Source organism: uncultured Nostoc sp. (genome assembly GCF_937863485.1).
Taxonomy (GTDB): Bacteria; Cyanobacteriota; Cyanobacteriia; order Cyanobacteriales; family Nostocaceae; genus Nostoc.
In genome coordinates this window covers 42,214-59,611 of record NZ_CALMFY010000046.1, presented here as the reverse complement: position 1 = coordinate 59,611, position 17,398 = coordinate 42,214, and the positions used below count along the sequence as shown (strand labels likewise).

Sequence of the window (17,398 nt, the reverse complement as noted above, 5' to 3'; positions counted from 1 at the left end):
GATTGCGAATTAAGGTTTGACAGAGCTATTCACTGTCTGAAGTACACGATTTGCCACATCAGATGGAATCTTGGTGTAGTTGAGGTCATCGTTATATTGTTGACCGTCTTTCAATACCCAATTAATCAATTTCTTAATAGCATCAGCTTTAGAAGCATTAGCATACTGTTTGTAAACCATAATCCAGGTAAGACCTACGATAGGATAACCTTGTCCTGGATCTCCTACAAAAACGCGGTAGTTGTTTGGGAAAGTGACAGTTGACAAAGCTGCATTCGCAGATTCTAAAGAAGGAGCAACAAATTCTCCTCTCTTATTTTGTACCAATGCTGATTTCAAATTGTTTTTGATCGCGTATGCATATTCAACATAACCGATAGAACCAGGAGTACGAGATACTAAGGCGGCTACGCCTGGGTTGCCTTTGCCTTTGAGGACATTTGGCAGATTCCATTTTGGAGCAGTGTTAGTTCCAACTCTGCCTTTAAAATAACCGCTGGTAGCACTTAAGTGGTTAGTAAAAATGAAAGTTGTACCGCTACCATCGGCGCGAACAACAAATTTAATTGATTGATTTGGTAGATTGACACCCGGATTATCAGCTTTAATTTTTGCGTCATTCCATTTGGTAATTTGACCTGAGAAAATTGCTGGTAATGTACTGCGGGACAATTTAAGATCATTAACGCCTGGAAGATTGTAAACCACAGAAACGGCACCGCCTGCTGTGGGTACTAAGATTACACCGTTCTTGACTTTAGCGATTTCATCATCTTTCATTGCAGCATCACTACCACCAAAGTCAACAGTTCCAGCAGTGACTTGACGAATACCACCACCACTACCAATTGCTTGGTAGTTAATTTTCAAGTCTGGATATTTCTTCTTAACTTCACGAGCATAGCGTTCGTAAAGCGGAGCCGGAAAAGTTGCTCCTGCACCATTCAGAGTTTCAGCTTGTGCGATCACACCAAAAAATGGACTGAGCGCAACAGAAGTTGTCACCACTGAAGTAGCAACGACACGATTCAAGATGGTGGTCGAAAAAATCATATTACCTCTGATTAAAGGAATATTTTCCTGCTGTAATTCCAGCCTTAAATTAGGCTACATTTTTTATGGTTAAATTTTATTTAATAACTGATAAACAAAAAATTAATCTATGTTTAAAATTTACTTTAAAACAATTTGTTACTTATCTATATTTGATTAATTAGATTAGATTACTAAAAATATGATGATGAAAAATTTAAGTTTGTTTTTAATAATTAAAAATTAATAAAATACGCAATTTTAAAATTATCATTTCAGTAGAAAAGAGATAAAAATATGTGTTGAGCGGTGAGTCACTGGAGTTGAGTAGCAATTCTAAATCATTCGTTGTTAGGCTGTGCATCTACATAGAATCAGGCACTTGCTCCTCATAACATCGCTCTCGATTTTCTTCATAAGGATGTCTTCCGTGGCAAGCATAAACACTATAGCCATCAGTAAATTGAAGGGCAGATTCCCCTTCAGCATGGAGCATATTTTATTCGTCAAAAGACAACTTACAAGGGCGATCGCAGACTATACAAACCTTTTCAAATTGGAATATAAAACCACAATGTTGCATCAACTCTTGAAGTGCATTCCATTTTTTCTTGTCGTGTTGAATATTAAGAACTGAGATACAAAAATCTAACATACAACCCCAAATTGCCCATCCTGCTGGTCTATTCAGGTGGTCTGTAAAGTATGAAATCTCACTAAATTCAAGTTCAAGCTTGTCGAGATCAGCAATTAGTTGATGTTCAAGACATCTTCCTGTATACGGAAAGTATGAAACTAGTGGATAACTCTCAGTTGAGTAGTACGGAAATTCAGGGTGTTGAACTTGGTTCCGCAACCTGATAAAGAGATGCTCGTCAAGTTGTTGCCTTATTCCATGTAGAAGGTGATCTACTACTCTTTTAAAGAATTTGATGTGGATATTGCGCCCTAAATACGCCTTAAAGTTCTCAATAGTAAGAATCTTCTCAATTGCCGTCATAGGACTGCTATAGAATAATATCTCAGGCTCAGGATAATCACTCACCGCATAAGCAGCTTTGATTATTGCTGTGACTTTTTCTTGCTCAATTGATTCAGTTGATATTTGTATTGATCGCCACTTGTCTCTATAGATAGGAAGCATTGCTTCTTGTTCATCTGATAGTTCGGTGATGATGCGTTTTGGCATATTTTCAGTGCAAGAATGGTAGGTTGGCTTGAACGAAATATTTGTTACACAATCACCTTTAACCACCCAAAAATATCACCTACCGTCAACTGTAACCCCTGACAGAACTCTGGTACTGGCAAAACAGACTCAATTTCCTCAAAAGGTAAAGGTTGTTGTCCCGCAGGATAAACAGCAATGAATCGCTCATCAGGGTCAATTAACCAACCCATTTGAGTCCCGTGATTGAGAGCATGTAAAATTTTTTTTGTAACTTTTGTATGGCTTTGTTCAGGAGAGAGAATTTCGATTATCCAGTCGGGTGCTGCGACAAATGTATTGGCAATATCACCATTTTCGTCTACAAGAAGCCTTTCCCAAGAGAATACAGCGACATCGGGAACTATAGAACGTCCTGCAAAAGTGCAACGTAATTCTGCAAAAGCCCAACCCATTTTTTGTACTTTGACAACAGAATTGATTGTGGGACAGAGTTCTCCTTGAATAGTGCTATGTTTACCTTGAGGCAGAGGTTTTGGAATTATTTTACCGTCGATGTACTCGCAATACGGTTTAGTTTCTGGTAGTGCGAGAAACTCTTCTAAAGTCAATATTTTATTTGGTGTTTGTACCATGATTATCCTAGCTCCAACTTATGATAATTGTTTTACATAGTTAAATCCTAACTTGTGAAGTCTTAACTTAAAAGTATTTACCTTATTCTAAAATATTTTTTAAATTCACCAATCCGCCGCTATTTAAGTTATTTCATGTTTGCTTGCGGCTACAATACAGCACCAAAAGTATAAATAATCCTATTCCTGTAAAATATTTAATCGGCTCAGGTACGCTGGGATTAGGTGAAAAAAAGCCTTCGATCGCACCAGCAATAACTAACATTGGTACAATCCCAAATATTAGCTGCACTGCTTGAAAACCATAGAATTTCAGTGCATCACCACGGCGATATTTACCAGGAAATAAAATTGCTCTTGCTAATAAAAATCCTGCACCCCCAGCAAAAAAGATGGCGGGTAATTCCAAAGAACCATGCGGAAACACAAACGCCCAAAAAGGATAAGCCAGATTATTTTGACCCACCAAAGTACCAACAGCACCAATCAATAAGCCATTAAAGACCATCAAGTAGGCTGTATATGCTCCAGCCGTGATCCCACCAGCAGTAGCACCAAAAGATACCGACAGATTATTGATCATGATACCGCTGGATGCCAGAGGTTCAACGCCAACAATTGACCCCATCCACAATTTATGCTCATCTCGCACCTTGGTAATCAAACTTTCAGGTACTATCAACGACATAAAGCTAGGATTTTGCCAGGAATACCACCAAGCTACTACTGCCCCCAGTAGAAACAGCGCCGTTGCAGTAGCAATATATGCAAATGTTTTCTGGACTACAGATGGTAATCCCCAATAGTAAAATTCTAAGATTGCCTGCCATTCCTGTCGCCGCGAACCTTGGTAAATCTGCGTATAGGCACGAGTTGTTAAAGATTGTAAACTTTGTATCAAAGTATTGCTGATTTGCTGGGTACGGGCACGAGCTAAATCTGCTGCTACTGAACGATATAAACTCGCTAACTCTCTAATTTCTGCTGCTTGTAGGGACTTTAGCCCTTTTTTTTCTATCTGCTTTAATAGGGCATCCAAACGCTGCCAATTCGGTTCTCGTCGCGCAATCCAACGTTGAATATTCATGAATTTTGGGAACACTGAGTTTAACTTAGCTTAAAATATCCTCAAATTCATCTCCGTACTTTCAAGGGAAAGTTGCCATTATGTCTGAAAATTTTGGATCTCCCGGTCAGATACAACCACTGAGTGTAGGAAATGTTGTCAGTGCTGCGGTGCGATTGTATCGTTCTCATCTGAAGACTTATCTGAAACTGGCTTTAATTGCTCACTTGTGGATTATAGTTCCGATCTATGGCTGGGCAAAATATGCAGCTATTTCTGGACTAATTTCACGCTTGGCTTTTGGAGAATTGATTTACCAACCTGAAAGTGTCCAAGCTGCCAGCAGCCATGTTAATCAGCGTCTGTGGTCATTTTTAAGAGTTGGTTTTCAGGTAGGAATATCAATACTTTTAATTTATTTTGGACTAGCGATCGCAGCTGGTATCTTGGCTGGCTTGCTGGGAGTAGTATTAGGAAGGATATTTGGTGCTAGTACAGGCGTTATAGTCGTAACTACATTGGCAATAATTTTTACAGTAATTGTGGTGTTGGGACTAACCTGGTTCTACTCTCGTTGGGTAGTAGCTGAAGTACCACTAGCAGTTGAGGAAAATATTAATGGTAGCGAAAGTGTTGCTAGAAGTTGGGAGTTAACTAAAGCCTCGGTACTTCGCATTCAGGGCATTGTTTTAGTTGCTTTTTTAGTTACACTACCGTTAATGTTTGTATTAAACTATATACCTAGTTTATTCCTCATAAAGCTTGAGCAAGGTACTATTATTTACTGGATTGTGTATGTTATTTCTTTGATCGGCAGCTTAATAGGTGGAGTTTTAGTAATGCCATTCTGGCAAGCACTAAAAGCTGTTTTATACTTGGACTTGCGGACTCGGCGTGAGGGTTTAGGTTTGCAGTTACGAGAACCTCCCTTACAAGATTTTCGTTAACTCAATACGTTAATTCAACTCTATTAATTTTCAATTAGTTAAAATATGCGCTTTTTTAATCGCATCACATTCCAGACTCCAGAAAGTGTAGAGTTGGAATTCACCTTAGCGGGAATCGGCAATCGAGCTTTAGCACTGCTGATTGATTATACAATCTTGATTGTAACCTTGCTTCTGTTTGTCCTTGCTTGGAGCGTCTTATCGACGCAACTATTAAATTTTGTTGAAGACTTTTTTACTAATGGCAAAAATTTAGGAGTTTGGTTATTAGCAATCTTCTTCATTATCGCCTTTGCAATTTATATCAGCTATTTTGTATTTTTTGAAACCTTATGGTTTGGGCAAACCCCTGGTAAACGGTTTGCTAAAATTCGCGTGGTTCGAGATGACGGTAGACTCATCGGGCTACAACAAGCAACGCTACGTGCTTTACTCCGACCCTTTGATGAGACTTTATTTATAGGCGCTTTTTTAATTATGTTGGGCCGTCGCGAAAAGCGTTTGGGTGATTTAGCAGCTGGCACAATTGTGATTCAAGCACAAACACCTACTGCATCTGCGACATTGACAATTTCAGAACAGGCAAAGGTACTCAATCAGCAGTTAGTAGAAATTGCCGATTTATCGCAATTGTTACCCGATGATTTTGCTGTTATTCGTGAGTATTTACAGCGACGTGGTGCAATGTCATTAAAGGCAAGAGCTTCACTATCTCTAAAGTTAGCCGAGCAAGTTCAAACTATTATTAATTTAGAAAAGCTACCAGAAGCTGTTACACCTGATGTATTTTTAGAAGCTGTTTACCTCGTTTATAAACAACCAGAATTTTGATATAAAAAAACTAGTACAGCATGGCATAAATCCAGCTACCATCTCAATTAACTAGGGACTAGAACCGCTTAATACAAGCCAATTTAATTAATTTTACATTGGGTAACATAATTTGATTTATTCTTGCCTACTTACTTAATGTTAAATAATTCAGAAGTTAGAATTCAGGAGTCCGAATAGTTAAAGAATCAGGAGAATATTTGATGAATGAATATACCGATCATACTAAACTCCTGATAAATCCTGACTCCTGAATGCTGAATTCTTACATTCTTACGTTTATTGTGAAGATGATCCGCGAATCAGGTCAAAAATTTAAAATTGGCCAGTCTGGTTCACGATAATAGCGTGTCATATTGTCAAACTTCCGCAATTCGACGCGATCAATCAAAAATTCTGGCAAATTCAACAGCCATTCTTCATTCAATTCAGAAAGCATTGTACTGAAACTTGTGCGGTCTAAGTCAGATGAAACCTCCCCAAAATAAGCTAATGTAATATGGGCTGTGAAGTGATAATGCTGCTCAATACCCAAAGCAATTAACTTGGGATTTTGATAAATTGTTCGGCGAAATTTAATAATTTCCTCGTAGCAGCGTTCATCTTGAGGTACTAAACAAACAGCTACAGCTCTTGGCATCAGTATCAGTCCCAGCATTTGCCATTGAATTAGATGACTCCTGTTTGTCATCAATTGTTGATATTGCTGAAATATTTCGGTTAAACAAGAGTGTAACTCCTCGTCAAAATTGGGATTTTTTTCGTAGGCGTCAAGGTAAGCACTGTCCCAAATTAAATCCGCTAAAGTCAGATGGAAGCTAGCAGGAGGTACAGGTACAATCAAATTAGGGTTTACAGGCAACTGTAAAAGTTCCTGTTGGTAAGTCTGTAATTTGGCATAGAAAGCAGAGTTTTGTGATTCTTCTTCTGCCGGCGGGGTAGTTAGCGTATAGCCAGGAAAGGACGCTGCTTGTCTCAACCCAGAATGTGGCTGGAATTTAGAAGATTCCTGAATATGCTGGACTTGGGATCTGTAAGCTTCTGGCAGCGTCAGTCGTGCTAACCGATTTAAGTAAGTTTGATAGTTGTCGTCCAATCTTCATAGCCTCACGCTCTCACTTGATAGATTTTAGGGAAAATTACCTTGATTGACAGAATGATTTCAAAAGTATTTAGTTTCTGGGTGTGATAGTTGAGAGAGTGGGGAGTGGGGAGTGCTGAGTAAAGAAGTAGGGAATTTCACTTATTTACTCAGAATTCGGAACTGTTTTGCTCAATGCCCAATGAGGTTTATCTATGCCAATCTATGTTTACTGGGGTGAAGATGATTTTGCCATAGAAAAGGCGATCGCTATGCTGCGCGATCGCGTCCTCGATCCCCAATGGATCAGTTTTAATTACACTTCATTTCCCCCAGATCAAGCTGATGCTGCTATCCAGGGGTTAAATCAGGTGATGACACCCACTTTTGGCGCTGGTGGGCGCTTGGTATGGCTGATAAATACTACTCTGTGCCAACACTGTCCAGACAATGTGTTAGCAGAATTGGTGCGATCGCTATCAGTCATTCCCGAAAACTCATTTTTATTGCTCACCAGCCGCAACAAGCCAGATGAACGCCTTAAATCCACGAAATTGTTAAAACAATTTGCTACCGAATTCCGAGAATTTCCCCTCATTCCCCCTTGGAAAACAGAATTGCTGGTGCAATCTGTTAATCAAGCAGCCCAGACTGTGGGCGTGAAACTGACTGCCAATACTGCCCAGCTGTTGGCAGAATCTGTAGGAAATGATACACGGTTACTCTACAATGAAATAGAGAAATTGCGGTTATATGCCCAAGGTAGCAACAAGCCTTTAGATGTAGATACCGTGACGAAGTTAGTAAGAAATACTACTCAAAATAGCTTACAATTAGCAGCAGCAATCAGAACAGGAGATACAGCTAAAGCTTTGACAACGTTGGCGGATCTGATCAATGCTGCCGAACCGGGATTACGGATAGTTGCCACACTAATTGGACAATTTCGCACCTGGGTATGGGTGAAGATTATGATAGAAAGTGGTGAGCGCAATCAACAAGCGATCGCTATTGCTGCTGATATCGGTAATCCCAAACGGATCTACTTCTTACAGCAAGAAATTAGGCTGCTTTCTGTGCAACAGTTAATCTCTTGCTTACCCCTACTACTGGAGTTAGAAGTCAGCCTCAAGCAAGGAGCATCAGAAATGTCAACACTCCAGACTAAAGTCATCGAACTTTGTCAAGTATGCCGAGGAAGTTAACAATCAAATATAAAAGCTTGATGTATTCAGCGGTAGCTGGAACTTCCAACTCCGAAAATAATTCCAAGTCCTTATAATATCCCTGATGTAGTTTTGTGTTACACACTATATGAAGAAAACTTCTGACTTCTTTTTCCGACCTAGCCGAAAGCGAATTCTTTTCCAATCATTCTTTTTCGGTGCGATCGCTACTGTGAGTGTGATTTCCAACGCGTTTTCATTGAGTTTAAAAGCTGATGGTCAAACTCCAACACCAATAGTCAACAATACTGAAATCAACAGTTACGCTCAAGCCGTGCTTGCAATCGAGCCAGCCCGTCAAAATGCCTTTGAAGAAATTAAAAAACTTATTGGCAATGGAGAAATTCCCAAGATTGTTTGTAACGATCCTAACAGTATAAAGGATCTTCCAACAAAGGCTCAAGATATCGCCAAGAATTTCTGTACTCTCTCTGAAAAAATTGTCAAAGATAATGGTTTGAGCAATGATCAGTTCAACAAAATTACTATGGAACTACAAAATAACAATATCTTATTAAAACAGCAGGTTTCCAATACCTTATTATGCCTACAAAAAGCTCCGAATACAAGTAGGGACACAGCATTGTGCCCCAACTTGCATAACCAATTATGATTGCGATATTACTCTTCAAGTACAAGAGATGCTTGTCGCTTGGTGTGAATATTTTTCATGTGCTTTTTCACGGTGTTGATGGTGATGTAAAGTTTATTAGCAATTTCTTTGTAGCTGTAGTTGCTTCTATAGAGAAACCAAATTTCAGCTTCTCGCGGCGTCAGGTCAAATTTTTTAACTTCAGTGAGTGCTATATTTTTCACAGACTCATATTGGTTTTCTATGGTCACTAATAAGCAAGGCACTTCAAACCCATCTAAATCTAGCAATCTCACCCTAATACGAAAAATATTTGACTTATCAAGCACAATTTCATCTGACAGAATTAGCAGTTTATCAGAAAACAAATACCTACTATTGACTAACGATTTACAAAGATTCCAGATGGCTGGGGGTACAAAATTATGATTAAAATTGCCTTGATTAAATTGACAACAAAGGCGATGAGCAGATGCATTAGCATGAATCACTTTACCAGCCTTGCTTAAAATTAATATACCGTCTTCTAAGCCTTCAATTACTTCTTGTAAAAAATTAGCTCGCTTCGACTCATGTAAGTTAATACTATCTAGCTGTTGTGGTTCAGCTACTATTTGTACTAATGTCTTTGTTAGAGCAATCATAGGAGGTATTGTAATGTATCAAATACTGCTTATTAGTTAGATTTATGGTAGTTGGAAGATGCACATCTTTTTTTTACATGATTATCTGAATAAATTACGTGAATATTACAGAACAATCATGCTAACAGCAGGGATACAAGTGTTATTTTTAACATAGTTTTTTGATAATACCCAAACAACAATTTATGTAGCCTGTTTGGATTAACTCAGGTTACATAATTTAAATACAACTCTAAAATTGCCTATTTCGGAAGTTGCTTCCAATAAGTTTTGGATAAGTTCTCTCCGCCTGTAGTCACCTCCTTATAGCGTTTCCTAACGCTCTTTTATGTCTCTGAGGAGAGAAAAATAAAATGCTCACCTTGAATCTTTTTCAAAGCCTCGCTTGATAAGCAAAGCCAAAAAATCCTTGTTAGGAACCAAGCATAAAGAAACAAAGTTTTAAATATTCTCTAATGAGAGTAATAAAAGAGTGAGGTTAAGCTGTACCTCACCTTGATAAAGAATAAGTATCTCCTCTCTCCAAACTCACCCAGAGGGGTTATGGGTGAGGTTTTGTGTACTTTATGCACTTGGGAACCGCTAAAAAAATGGAGTAGAAAACAGCAAGCCTTTTTAATGGGAGTCATTGCATTGCCTATTGAAGCTGCTTCTACTAAATAGCGATCGCCCCAATACAAAATAATTATTCATATTGAAATAAAAATATACATATAAAGATTTTTCTAATGCAGGTATTCACCTACACTAAATTGCAAAGGAAAAAACTGCTTTTTGGTAATTGGTAATTGGGGAAAATTTGGAATTTTGTATAAATTCTGATATTAGGAAGAAGGGAATAGGGTATGAGGAGAGGCTACGAGGCTGCGAGGGGGCGACTTTTCAAAAGTGGTAGCTTGACTGTAAACCTTGCTCCTTGCTCTTTACCTGGACTATCTACATGGATAGTACCGCCATGTAATTCTACTAAATGACGCACGATCGCTAATCCTAGTCCTAATCCACCATAGGTTCTAGTGTTAGAACTATCAGCTTGACGAAAGCAATCAAAGACGTAAGGAAGAAAGTCAGGACTGATACCAATGCCTGTGTCAATCACCTGAATTTGGGCATTATCCGTTGTCTGTTGTTTTTCTTCACCAGTGACTACTGACAATTGCACCTCTACCCGTCCTCCTACGGGTGTGAATTTGATGGCATTGGATAGCAGATTCCAGATGATTTGCTGCAAACGCTCGAAATCCCCGGAAATTAAGAATTGAGAATTTTCGCTAAACTTGCTATCCTTTGAGTGTTGATTGGTTTGGGATTGTGCTTCTAGAGATTCTAGATTTTCGCGATTGATTCCTAATCCCAAATCGGAATTTTGCGCGAAAGTAACTACGGGGAGTATCCCCGGTGGCGCATTTCGCGTTTCTTTTGAGGGAATCAGGGAAAATCTCAAATCGATTTCCTTGGACTGGGCGGCTAGACTAACAGTTTCAATGGCTGACTCAATTATCCCAACCAAATTGCAACTACCAACATTGAGGCGTAACTTACCTCTAATCATCCGTGATACATCCAGCAGGTCTTCAATTAGCTGGGTTTGCGCCTTCGCATTGCGCTCAATTGTCTCCGTAGCCCTAGCCATTTGGGTTTCACTGAGCTTGCTTCGTTGCAGTAATTGCGCCCAGGCAAGGATGGCATTGAGGGGCGATCGCAACTCGTGGGACAATATCCCTAAGAATTCATCCTTCATGCGGTTAGCATCTTGCAACTCCTCAGTTTGTTGTTGCAAAGAAGCAATTAAACTAGCCCGTTCCATTGCGATCGCTATTTGGTCGCATACTGCTTGCATCATCCCCTTTTGATTGTCGGTGAAGCTTAACAGAGTGCGGCTGCCAAAAGAAAGAGTACCCAACAGCCGTCCTTGAGCAATCAATGGGTATGAATAATAAGCACTAATGCCTAAAGAGCGAATCAATTCTGTTTTCTCTTCAGTGGATTGCTGCACATTCTCTACAGCTATGGGATGGCGTGAGAGCGCTACAGTACCACAAACCCCTTGACCAAATGCCAACCTCTCAATTTCCTTTGCCATCTCCTGGGAAATGCCACTGTAAGACCCCAATTGCAATATCTGAGAGTTATCCTCAACCAAATAGTTAAAGTAAATATCTAAACTAATTTGGTCTTTTAGTTTTCGGTAGACGCTATCGATTAGTACTACTGGTTGTTGGCTCGATAGTAAATCGTTAGCTGTATCAAATAGTAGGTTTAGCCTTTTGTAACCTAACAAGAGTGCTTTTTGTACCTTTTTGAGGTTGCTAATCTCTTGGAACACCAAGATACAGGTAGTTGGATGACCGTGCATTGCTGGCAGGGTATCAGCAAATACTAGTAGAGAGCGGACACCACCGGGAGTGTGCCAGTCTACTTCCAATCCATTCAGGCGTTCGCCAAGGGCAACCCGCACTCCTGGCATTTGCTGATTGGGGATGCGATCGCCAGTTGCATCTGTGTAGTGGTAAACTGTGTGATAATCTGCGGCTGGTACACCTTTGGGAAATTCGCCCCCAGCTAATTCGTCAGCAGAGCGATTGGCAAAAGTTACCCGCGCCGTTCCTGGTTCGATAAACAGCAACGGTCTGGGCATCAGATTTAACACATCCTCCAGCCATTTTTGCTGATTTAAAAGTACTTCCTCTGCCTGTTTGCGCTCCGTAATATCTAAAAATGCACCGACGCTTCCTCTAGTTTTACCCTCTTCGTCAAACAGGGGTGCAACATACTCCAACAGGTTGACGATTTTTCCATTTTCATGGACGACATCGAGTTCACAATCCAGAACTTCGACACCATGAGTGGCAGAGTATTGCATTGGCAGTTCCTCTGCTGACAGTTCCCTTCCTTCTCGGTAGATTTTAAAGCTTGTCGATTTTTCGTCACTGGGAGCGTTGAGGGAGGCATTTGTATCTGACGATATCCCCAACTGCTTGGCAAAAGCAGGGTTGACCTTGATATTTTGGCATTTTGGATCTTCAGCAATGCCAATTCCAATGGGAATGACCTCCAACAAAGTTTGTAACTCAGTAATGCGGCGCTGTAAATCCTTGTTTAGTTGTAAGATTTGTTCCTTGGCCTGCTTTTGTTCGCTAATGTCGCGAGTCACAGTTGCTAAGGCAATTGGCTGACCTGTGTTGTTGTCTGTAACAGTGAAGATGTTGTAATCAACTGGTATCGGTTGACCTGTTTGGAGGTGACAAAAACAGAATTCTCCTTGCCAGCGCCCTTGTAATAGCACAGTCGGCAGTATATATTCTTGAAAATAGGCTTTGTCTTTGGGCATGACGTAATCTAATACTGCTTTTCGCCTCACTTCATCAAGGCTTGCAAGCCCTACCAGTTTTTGACCTGCATCATTTATGTAGAGTAATTCACCCTCAAGGGTGGCGATGCCGATAAAGTCAGAGCTATTTTCTACCAACGATACTAATTTTTGTTGCTCTGCTTCTGCTTGCTTGCGTTCACTCAAGTCGAGGATAAATGCTACTGATTCTTCTCGGTTTTCTCCTAGCAGCACGTAACCAACTAAAACTGGGATGCGGCTACCATCCTTACGAATGTATTCTTTCTCGTAAGGCATACAAGCACCGTTGGCGCTTCCTTGTGCTTCGGCGACACTTCGCTCATTCAAATATAGATACTCTGGTGGTGTGATATTACTCCAACTTAGCCTGCCTGCTAACAAATCCTCTCGCGTGTAACCAATCATCCTCAAGAATTCGTCGTTTGCTTGCTGGATACTGCCATACACGTCACCAAACAGAATGCCGATAACGTTAGCATCAACAAAACTCCCCAGTTTAGCTTCGTAGGTTCTCAGTGCTTCTTGGGCAAGATCACGTTGATGGCTGAGACGTTCAATAACCGCCGCACTTTGCCAAATCAAAACAGTAAAAATCACAATCAGGACGATCGCAAACACCGATACTGCAAAAGCTGGATCGTATTGTCCTGCCCGTTGACCTTCAACAATTATCCACCCCAGTATAAAAGGTACTGCGATCGCGGCAATTAATAAACGACGTGCAAGTAAGCCGCCGTAGGTATCACTTGTAACTACCCTCATTAACCCCTGTTCTGGTCGCGCCCAGAGAATGCCTATATCTAGTAAGCTGAACAACACCGCTGTGTGTAAGGCCATTGATGTTGTATAAGGGGCAAGTCCGTAGAGAACTTTCACTTTATAGGCATAGCCCATGAGCGCTTGAAAGGAAATTAAAGTAGCTATCAGAGCGATAATCTGGGCATACCAATAACTGCGGTCGGTTTTTGGATTAACCACAATCTGTAGGGCGACGCCCACCAGCATAAAGTTCACTGCTGTGTTCACCCCCATTCGCCCCTGATGCAATGTCGCTATGCTAGTTAGCGAATCACGCGATAGCAGTTCGTCAATACCAAGATTCCAGCCAAACAGATATTCACAGACTGTAAGCACAGCAATTGTGGTAGCCGCTATTGCACAGACCCTAGAAATTAGAAGAGTGGGGAAGTGGGGAAATAATTTTGAGTCGCACCTTTGGTGCGCTTCCAGCGCAACTTGAATTTTGAATTTTGAATTGTTTCCCCCTCCTCTTAAAAACAGCCACAGCGACACACCACACAGCACAAAACACAGCGCTGTGTTGACTTTCATTGTGGCCGGACTACCAGGGAAGCCGCGCTTGAGAACTTCAATGCCAAACCACCAGCCAACTAGTACCAAGCTGCCAACAAAAACAGCGATCGCACTTGCAACTTTTCCTACAAGTAAATTTGTAGGGATTTTAAATATATCTTGCAACCGCAAGCGGTTAATATTTAACATTGAGTGTTCTCTAACCGCATCTATCTAGCGTAGTAAATTTACGTATTTCTTACGGTTTAACTATTTCTACCCTTTGTATTGTATGTTACCCTTTGACTTGCTTTTCATCTACCCTTATGCATATTTTTTCTTGGACAATTGAAAATCAGAAATAAAGGTGGTTTTTTGAACCACCTTTGTGGTCTATCAGAATTGCAGGCTACGTTGCTTACCATCATCTTGGAAACGTTGCTCTCCAACACCAACAAGTTCTACAATCACTTCACGCGGTGCTGTCCATTCTCCAACTCTCGCTCCAATTTCCACAACTGTTTGGTTTGCCTCTGTAAATACGCTTATATTTATTAGCGAAAAACTTTTATCTTGATACTTGTTTGTCTGTCCATCATCTTCAAATAGCTGGTATTCGTTATTACCAGACCAAATCCGTAATCTGATCTCATCGAGTGGGGCTTGCTCAACGTATTGCCTGACAGGTTGCATGGGAACGATCGCACCGCTGCGGACATACAGTGGCATTCTTTCTAGTGGTGCATGAGCAAGAATGTGAATCGGGCCTTCATAACGCTCATCACTCCACCAATCATACCAAGTGCCAAGGGGTAAATAGACAGATCGATGCTCAACTCCAGGGCGGTAAATTGGTGCAGCCATCAGCGACGCACCTAGCAATACTTGATCGTAGAGGCTATAGGTTTTCGGATCGTTGGGGAAATGGTACAATAAGGGTCTTAAAATCGGTGCGCCCGTTGTTGCTGCTTCCCAGAAAAGACTATAAATGTAGGGAAGTAATTGGTAGCGTAAATTAATATATTCTCGACAGATATTTTCAACGCGATCGCCAAATACCCAAGGTTCATGACGAGCAGTAGACATTGCCGAGTGACCACGCATCATTGGGTACAGCATTCCTACCTGCATCCACCGAGCGAATAATTCAGCTGTGGCGTTACCAGCAAACCCGCCAATATCGCAACCCACAAACCCCACACCCGAAAGTCCCATGTTGCAAAGCATCGGTAGAGACATTTCTAAATGCTCCCACAACGATTGGTTATCCCCCATCCACACAGAAGACCAGCGTTGCACACCAGCATAACCCGATCGCGTTAACACAAATGATCGCTCAGAGCTTCGATGCCGTTCCAATCCTTCATAACAAGCTTTAGCCATCATCAACCCATACAAGTTATGCACTTCTGTATGAGTCACATCAATTTTAGATTTTGGACTTCGGCTTCGCTCAGTCGAACGATTTTGGATTTTGGATTGAGAATTATCCCCATCTCCCCCCTGTGGTGCATCTAGGGGAAACCAAATTTTTTCACCTTCATCACCAAAGGGGCGATCGTTGATGGCAGGTTCATTCATATCATTCCAAATTCCTGCCACACCAACATCAGTTAGACTTTTGTGTAAATCAGCCCACCAGTTACACACATCAGGACGTAAAAAGTCAGGAAAAACAGCTTTCTCAGGCCAAACGTAGCCGTGGAACAACGTACCATCGGCTTTACGCACAAAATAGTCGTTTTCTAATCCTTGATCAAAAACATCATAATTCCCTTCTGGTTCATATTTCACACCAGGATCAATGATTGTGACTGTTTTGAAACCATCCTGTGCTAAATCACTAATAAGTTTTGCGGCGTTGGGGAAACGCTGAGGACTCCAAGTAAACACCCGATAGCCCCGCATATAGTCAATATCGAGGTGAATGACATCGCAGGGAATGCGGCGTTGGCGAAATTCCTTTGCTAGTTCCCGGACAACGGTTTCTGATTCGTAACTCCAGCGACATTGATGATAACCTAGCGCCCATTTCGGCGGTAATGGCATTCTCCCAGTTAGCTGAGTATATGTGTTTAGGATTTGGGCTGGTTCGGGGCCATAGATAATGTAATAATCCAATTCACCGCCACGAGTTTCCATCTTCCAAATACCTGGTTGTTCAGCACCGATATCGAACTGACTCCAAAAAGTGGTATTGAAAAAGATGCCATAGCTTACCTGGGGGCGCAAAGCCATAAAAAATGGAATTGCCTGGTACATTTCATCACTCAGTGCATCATAATCTAAAGAATCCGTTGTCCAGTTGGTTTTTACTTCACTGAGTTTATCTAGAAAGCCTGTGCGTTCACCAAAGCCATAGAAATGTTCATCGGCTGCAATTTCTTTCCACCCTGCAACTGCGCCCATCCGCCAACCTATACCCATCTCTGCATCTTGGGCAAAGGGACGATTATCTTTATCGAAACAGGCGATGCGACATTTTTCTCGCTGGACGCACACACGAATCTGTGCTGTTTCAATTTCTACCGTCGCTTCAGTTTCCCGGACTGCAAAAGGTGTTGTCGCCCATTCTGCATCATCCAGCGTCACTGCCCAAGAGCGGCGAGGCATAAATTCCCCAGTTTGTGCAAAACGCACACGGATTAAATTGGGAGCAAGTACGCTGATGGTAAGGCGTGAGTCACCACAGTCAAAATTAATAATATTATTGTCCCAGGTTACAGCTTTTACATTGCTAACTGTTGTCCAAGGTTGGTTAGTAGTGGGTAGTTTTCCGAAATATTGCGGCATATCAGTTATTAAGCAGGTTAATACTTGTCCGCATTTCATGATTACAGAGATACTCAGCCTGAAACTCTTTCTTTCGCTAGAAGTTGGGTGAAAGATTAGCAGATATTTTTTACCAAGAGTGGTTTTTGTAATGCACAAGTTTGTGTCATTACCACAGTAAATACCAATACGCTTGGATTAAGGAAATTTATCCGTTGAGGCAGGCAGGGGAAGCAGGACAAATGAGAGGCTACAAATTTATGATTAACTGTATTAAGTAATTATGATTGTAGGAGCTAACAAAATTATGAGATTTTTCAACTTTTGTTATATCAGCCTCCCACTAATAAGCTTTGCATTACTAGGGTGGATAGCCCCAAGAGCTGATGCAGCACTTTTAGTCGGGAGTTTTAATAATAACTCCGTTCTGCGCTACGACGAAAAAACGGGAGAATTCATTGATGACTTCGTTCCTTCCGGTAGTGGCGGACTACAGGGACCCACTGGCTTAACTATTGGACCCGATAATAATTTGTATGTTAGTAGTATTTTGAGCGGTAACGTCCAACGTTACGACGGAAAAACAGGGAATTTCATTAGTACCTTTGTTCCTTCCGGTAGTGGTGGACTAGATTCACCTGAAGACTTGGTTTTTGGACCTGACAGCAATCTCTACGTTACCAGTATTAACAGCCGCACAAGTAATAGTGTTCTACGCTACAACGGGCAAACAGGAGCATTTATCGACACTTTTGTCCC

General features: G+C 41.1%; 13 protein-coding genes and 1 pseudogene. 5 read left to right on the top strand and 9 right to left on the bottom strand.

The window, feature by feature from the left end; translation table 11 throughout:
- Window positions 1–9: 9 nt before the first annotated feature.
- From pstS to Q0541_RS06885, 5 genes are all read right to left on the bottom strand, one after another.
- Window positions 10–1,053, bottom strand: coding sequence for a phosphate ABC transporter substrate-binding protein PstS (gene pstS / locus Q0541_RS06905; RefSeq protein WP_298907420.1), 1,044 nt, complete (start codon window positions 1,051–1,053; stop codon window positions 10–12).
- Window positions 1,054–1,396: 343 nt separating this feature from the next.
- On the bottom strand, window positions 1,397–1,528 hold the full coding sequence (locus Q0541_RS06900; RefSeq protein ID WP_298907418.1) for a hypothetical protein: 132 nt from the start codon (window positions 1,526–1,528) through the stop codon (window positions 1,397–1,399).
- 3 nt (window positions 1,529–1,531) lie between these two features.
- Window positions 1,532–2,287: a hypothetical protein gene (locus Q0541_RS06895; RefSeq protein ID WP_298907416.1), complete on the bottom strand. Its 756-nt coding sequence runs from the start codon at window positions 2,285–2,287 to the stop codon at window positions 1,532–1,534.
- Window positions 2,266–2,835, bottom strand: coding sequence for a Uma2 family endonuclease (locus Q0541_RS06890; RefSeq protein ID WP_298907414.1), 570 nt, complete (start codon window positions 2,833–2,835; stop codon window positions 2,266–2,268). Before Q0541_RS06890 ends, Q0541_RS06895 begins: the two co-directional genes overlap by 22 nt.
- Before the next feature lie 133 nt (window positions 2,836–2,968).
- Window positions 2,969–3,922: a stage II sporulation protein M gene (locus Q0541_RS06885; RefSeq protein WP_298907412.1), complete on the bottom strand. Its 954-nt coding sequence runs from the start codon at window positions 3,920–3,922 to the stop codon at window positions 2,969–2,971.
- An 80-nt stretch (window positions 3,923–4,002) separates the two neighbouring features.
- Between Q0541_RS06885 and Q0541_RS06880 the strand changes: the two genes are divergently transcribed.
- Complete coding sequence (locus Q0541_RS06880; RefSeq protein WP_298907410.1) at window positions 4,003–4,848, top strand: hypothetical protein; 846 nt, start codon at window positions 4,003–4,005, stop codon at window positions 4,846–4,848.
- Between the two features lie 45 nt (window positions 4,849–4,893).
- Window positions 4,894–5,679: an RDD family protein gene (locus Q0541_RS06875; protein WP_298907408.1), complete on the top strand. Its 786-nt coding sequence runs from the start codon at window positions 4,894–4,896 to the stop codon at window positions 5,677–5,679.
- Window positions 5,680–5,986: 307 nt separating this feature from the next.
- Here the strand turns inward: Q0541_RS06875 and Q0541_RS06870 are convergent, their stop codons facing one another.
- Window positions 5,987–6,775, bottom strand: a complete 789-nt coding sequence (locus Q0541_RS06870; RefSeq protein ID WP_298907406.1) for a DUF1868 domain-containing protein — start codon at window positions 6,773–6,775, stop codon at window positions 5,987–5,989.
- A gap of 200 nt (window positions 6,776–6,975) precedes the next feature.
- Here Q0541_RS06870 and holA point away from each other — a divergent pair, with 200 nt between their 5' ends.
- Window positions 6,976–7,965, top strand: coding sequence for a DNA polymerase III subunit delta (holA, locus tag Q0541_RS06865; RefSeq protein ID WP_298907405.1), 990 nt, complete (start codon window positions 6,976–6,978; stop codon window positions 7,963–7,965).
- Between the two features lie 109 nt (window positions 7,966–8,074).
- Entirely contained in the window at window positions 8,075–8,599 is a 525-nt protein-coding gene (locus Q0541_RS06860) for a DUF4168 domain-containing protein (protein WP_298907403.1), read from the top strand.
- 8 nt (window positions 8,600–8,607) lie between these two features.
- Here Q0541_RS06860 and Q0541_RS06855 read toward each other — a convergent pair whose 3' ends face one another.
- The 3 genes from Q0541_RS06855 to Q0541_RS06845 all read right to left on the bottom strand — a co-directional run bounded on the left by Q0541_RS06855 (window position 8,608) and on the right by Q0541_RS06845 (window position 16,660).
- Entirely contained in the window at window positions 8,608–9,222 is a 615-nt protein-coding gene (locus Q0541_RS06855; protein WP_298907401.1) for a LuxR C-terminal-related transcriptional regulator, read from the bottom strand.
- An 856-nt stretch (window positions 9,223–10,078) separates the two neighbouring features.
- The gene (locus tag Q0541_RS06850; protein ID WP_298907398.1) at window positions 10,079–14,077 is read right to left on the bottom strand and encodes a PAS domain S-box protein; all 3,999 of its coding nucleotides are present in this window, start codon (window positions 14,075–14,077) and stop codon (window positions 10,079–10,081) included.
- 186 nt (window positions 14,078–14,263) lie between these two features.
- On the bottom strand, window positions 14,264–16,660 hold the full coding sequence (locus Q0541_RS06845; RefSeq protein ID WP_298907395.1) for a TIM-barrel domain-containing protein: 2,397 nt from the start codon (window positions 16,658–16,660) through the stop codon (window positions 14,264–14,266).
- Between the two features lie 286 nt (window positions 16,661–16,946).
- Between Q0541_RS06845 and Q0541_RS06840 the strand changes: the two are divergent.
- Window positions 16,947–17,398, top strand: a pseudogene (locus Q0541_RS06840) (hypothetical protein); the annotation flags it as partial.

Bases quoted from the DNA above. Each gene is read 5' to 3' on its own strand.
- pstS (WP_298907420.1), bottom strand. From the start codon at position 1,053: ATGATTTTTTCGACCACCATCTTGAATCGTGTCGTTGCTACTTCAGTG.
- Q0541_RS06900 (WP_298907418.1), bottom strand. From the start codon at position 1,528: ATGCTCCATGCTGAAGGGGAATCTGCCCTTCAATTTACTGATGGCTAT.
- Q0541_RS06890 (WP_298907414.1), bottom strand. From the start codon at position 2,835: ATGGTACAAACACCAAATAAAATATTGACTTTAGAAGAGTTTCTCGCA.
- Q0541_RS06885 (WP_298907412.1), bottom strand. From the start codon at position 3,922: ATGAATATTCAACGTTGGATTGCGCGACGAGAACCGAATTGGCAGCGT.
- Q0541_RS06880 (WP_298907410.1), top strand. From the start codon at position 4,003: ATGTCTGAAAATTTTGGATCTCCCGGTCAGATACAACCACTGAGTGTA.
- Q0541_RS06875 (WP_298907408.1), top strand. From the start codon at position 4,894: ATGCGCTTTTTTAATCGCATCACATTCCAGACTCCAGAAAGTGTAGAG.
- holA (WP_298907405.1), top strand. From the start codon at position 6,976: ATGCCAATCTATGTTTACTGGGGTGAAGATGATTTTGCCATAGAAAAG.
- Q0541_RS06860 (WP_298907403.1), top strand. From the start codon at position 8,075: ATGAAGAAAACTTCTGACTTCTTTTTCCGACCTAGCCGAAAGCGAATT.
- Q0541_RS06855 (WP_298907401.1), bottom strand. From the start codon at position 9,222: ATGATTGCTCTAACAAAGACATTAGTACAAATAGTAGCTGAACCACAA.
- Q0541_RS06850 (WP_298907398.1), bottom strand. From the start codon at position 14,077: ATGTTAAATATTAACCGCTTGCGGTTGCAAGATATATTTAAAATCCCT.
- Q0541_RS06845 (WP_298907395.1), bottom strand. From the start codon at position 16,660: ATGCCGCAATATTTCGGAAAACTACCCACTACTAACCAACCTTGGACA.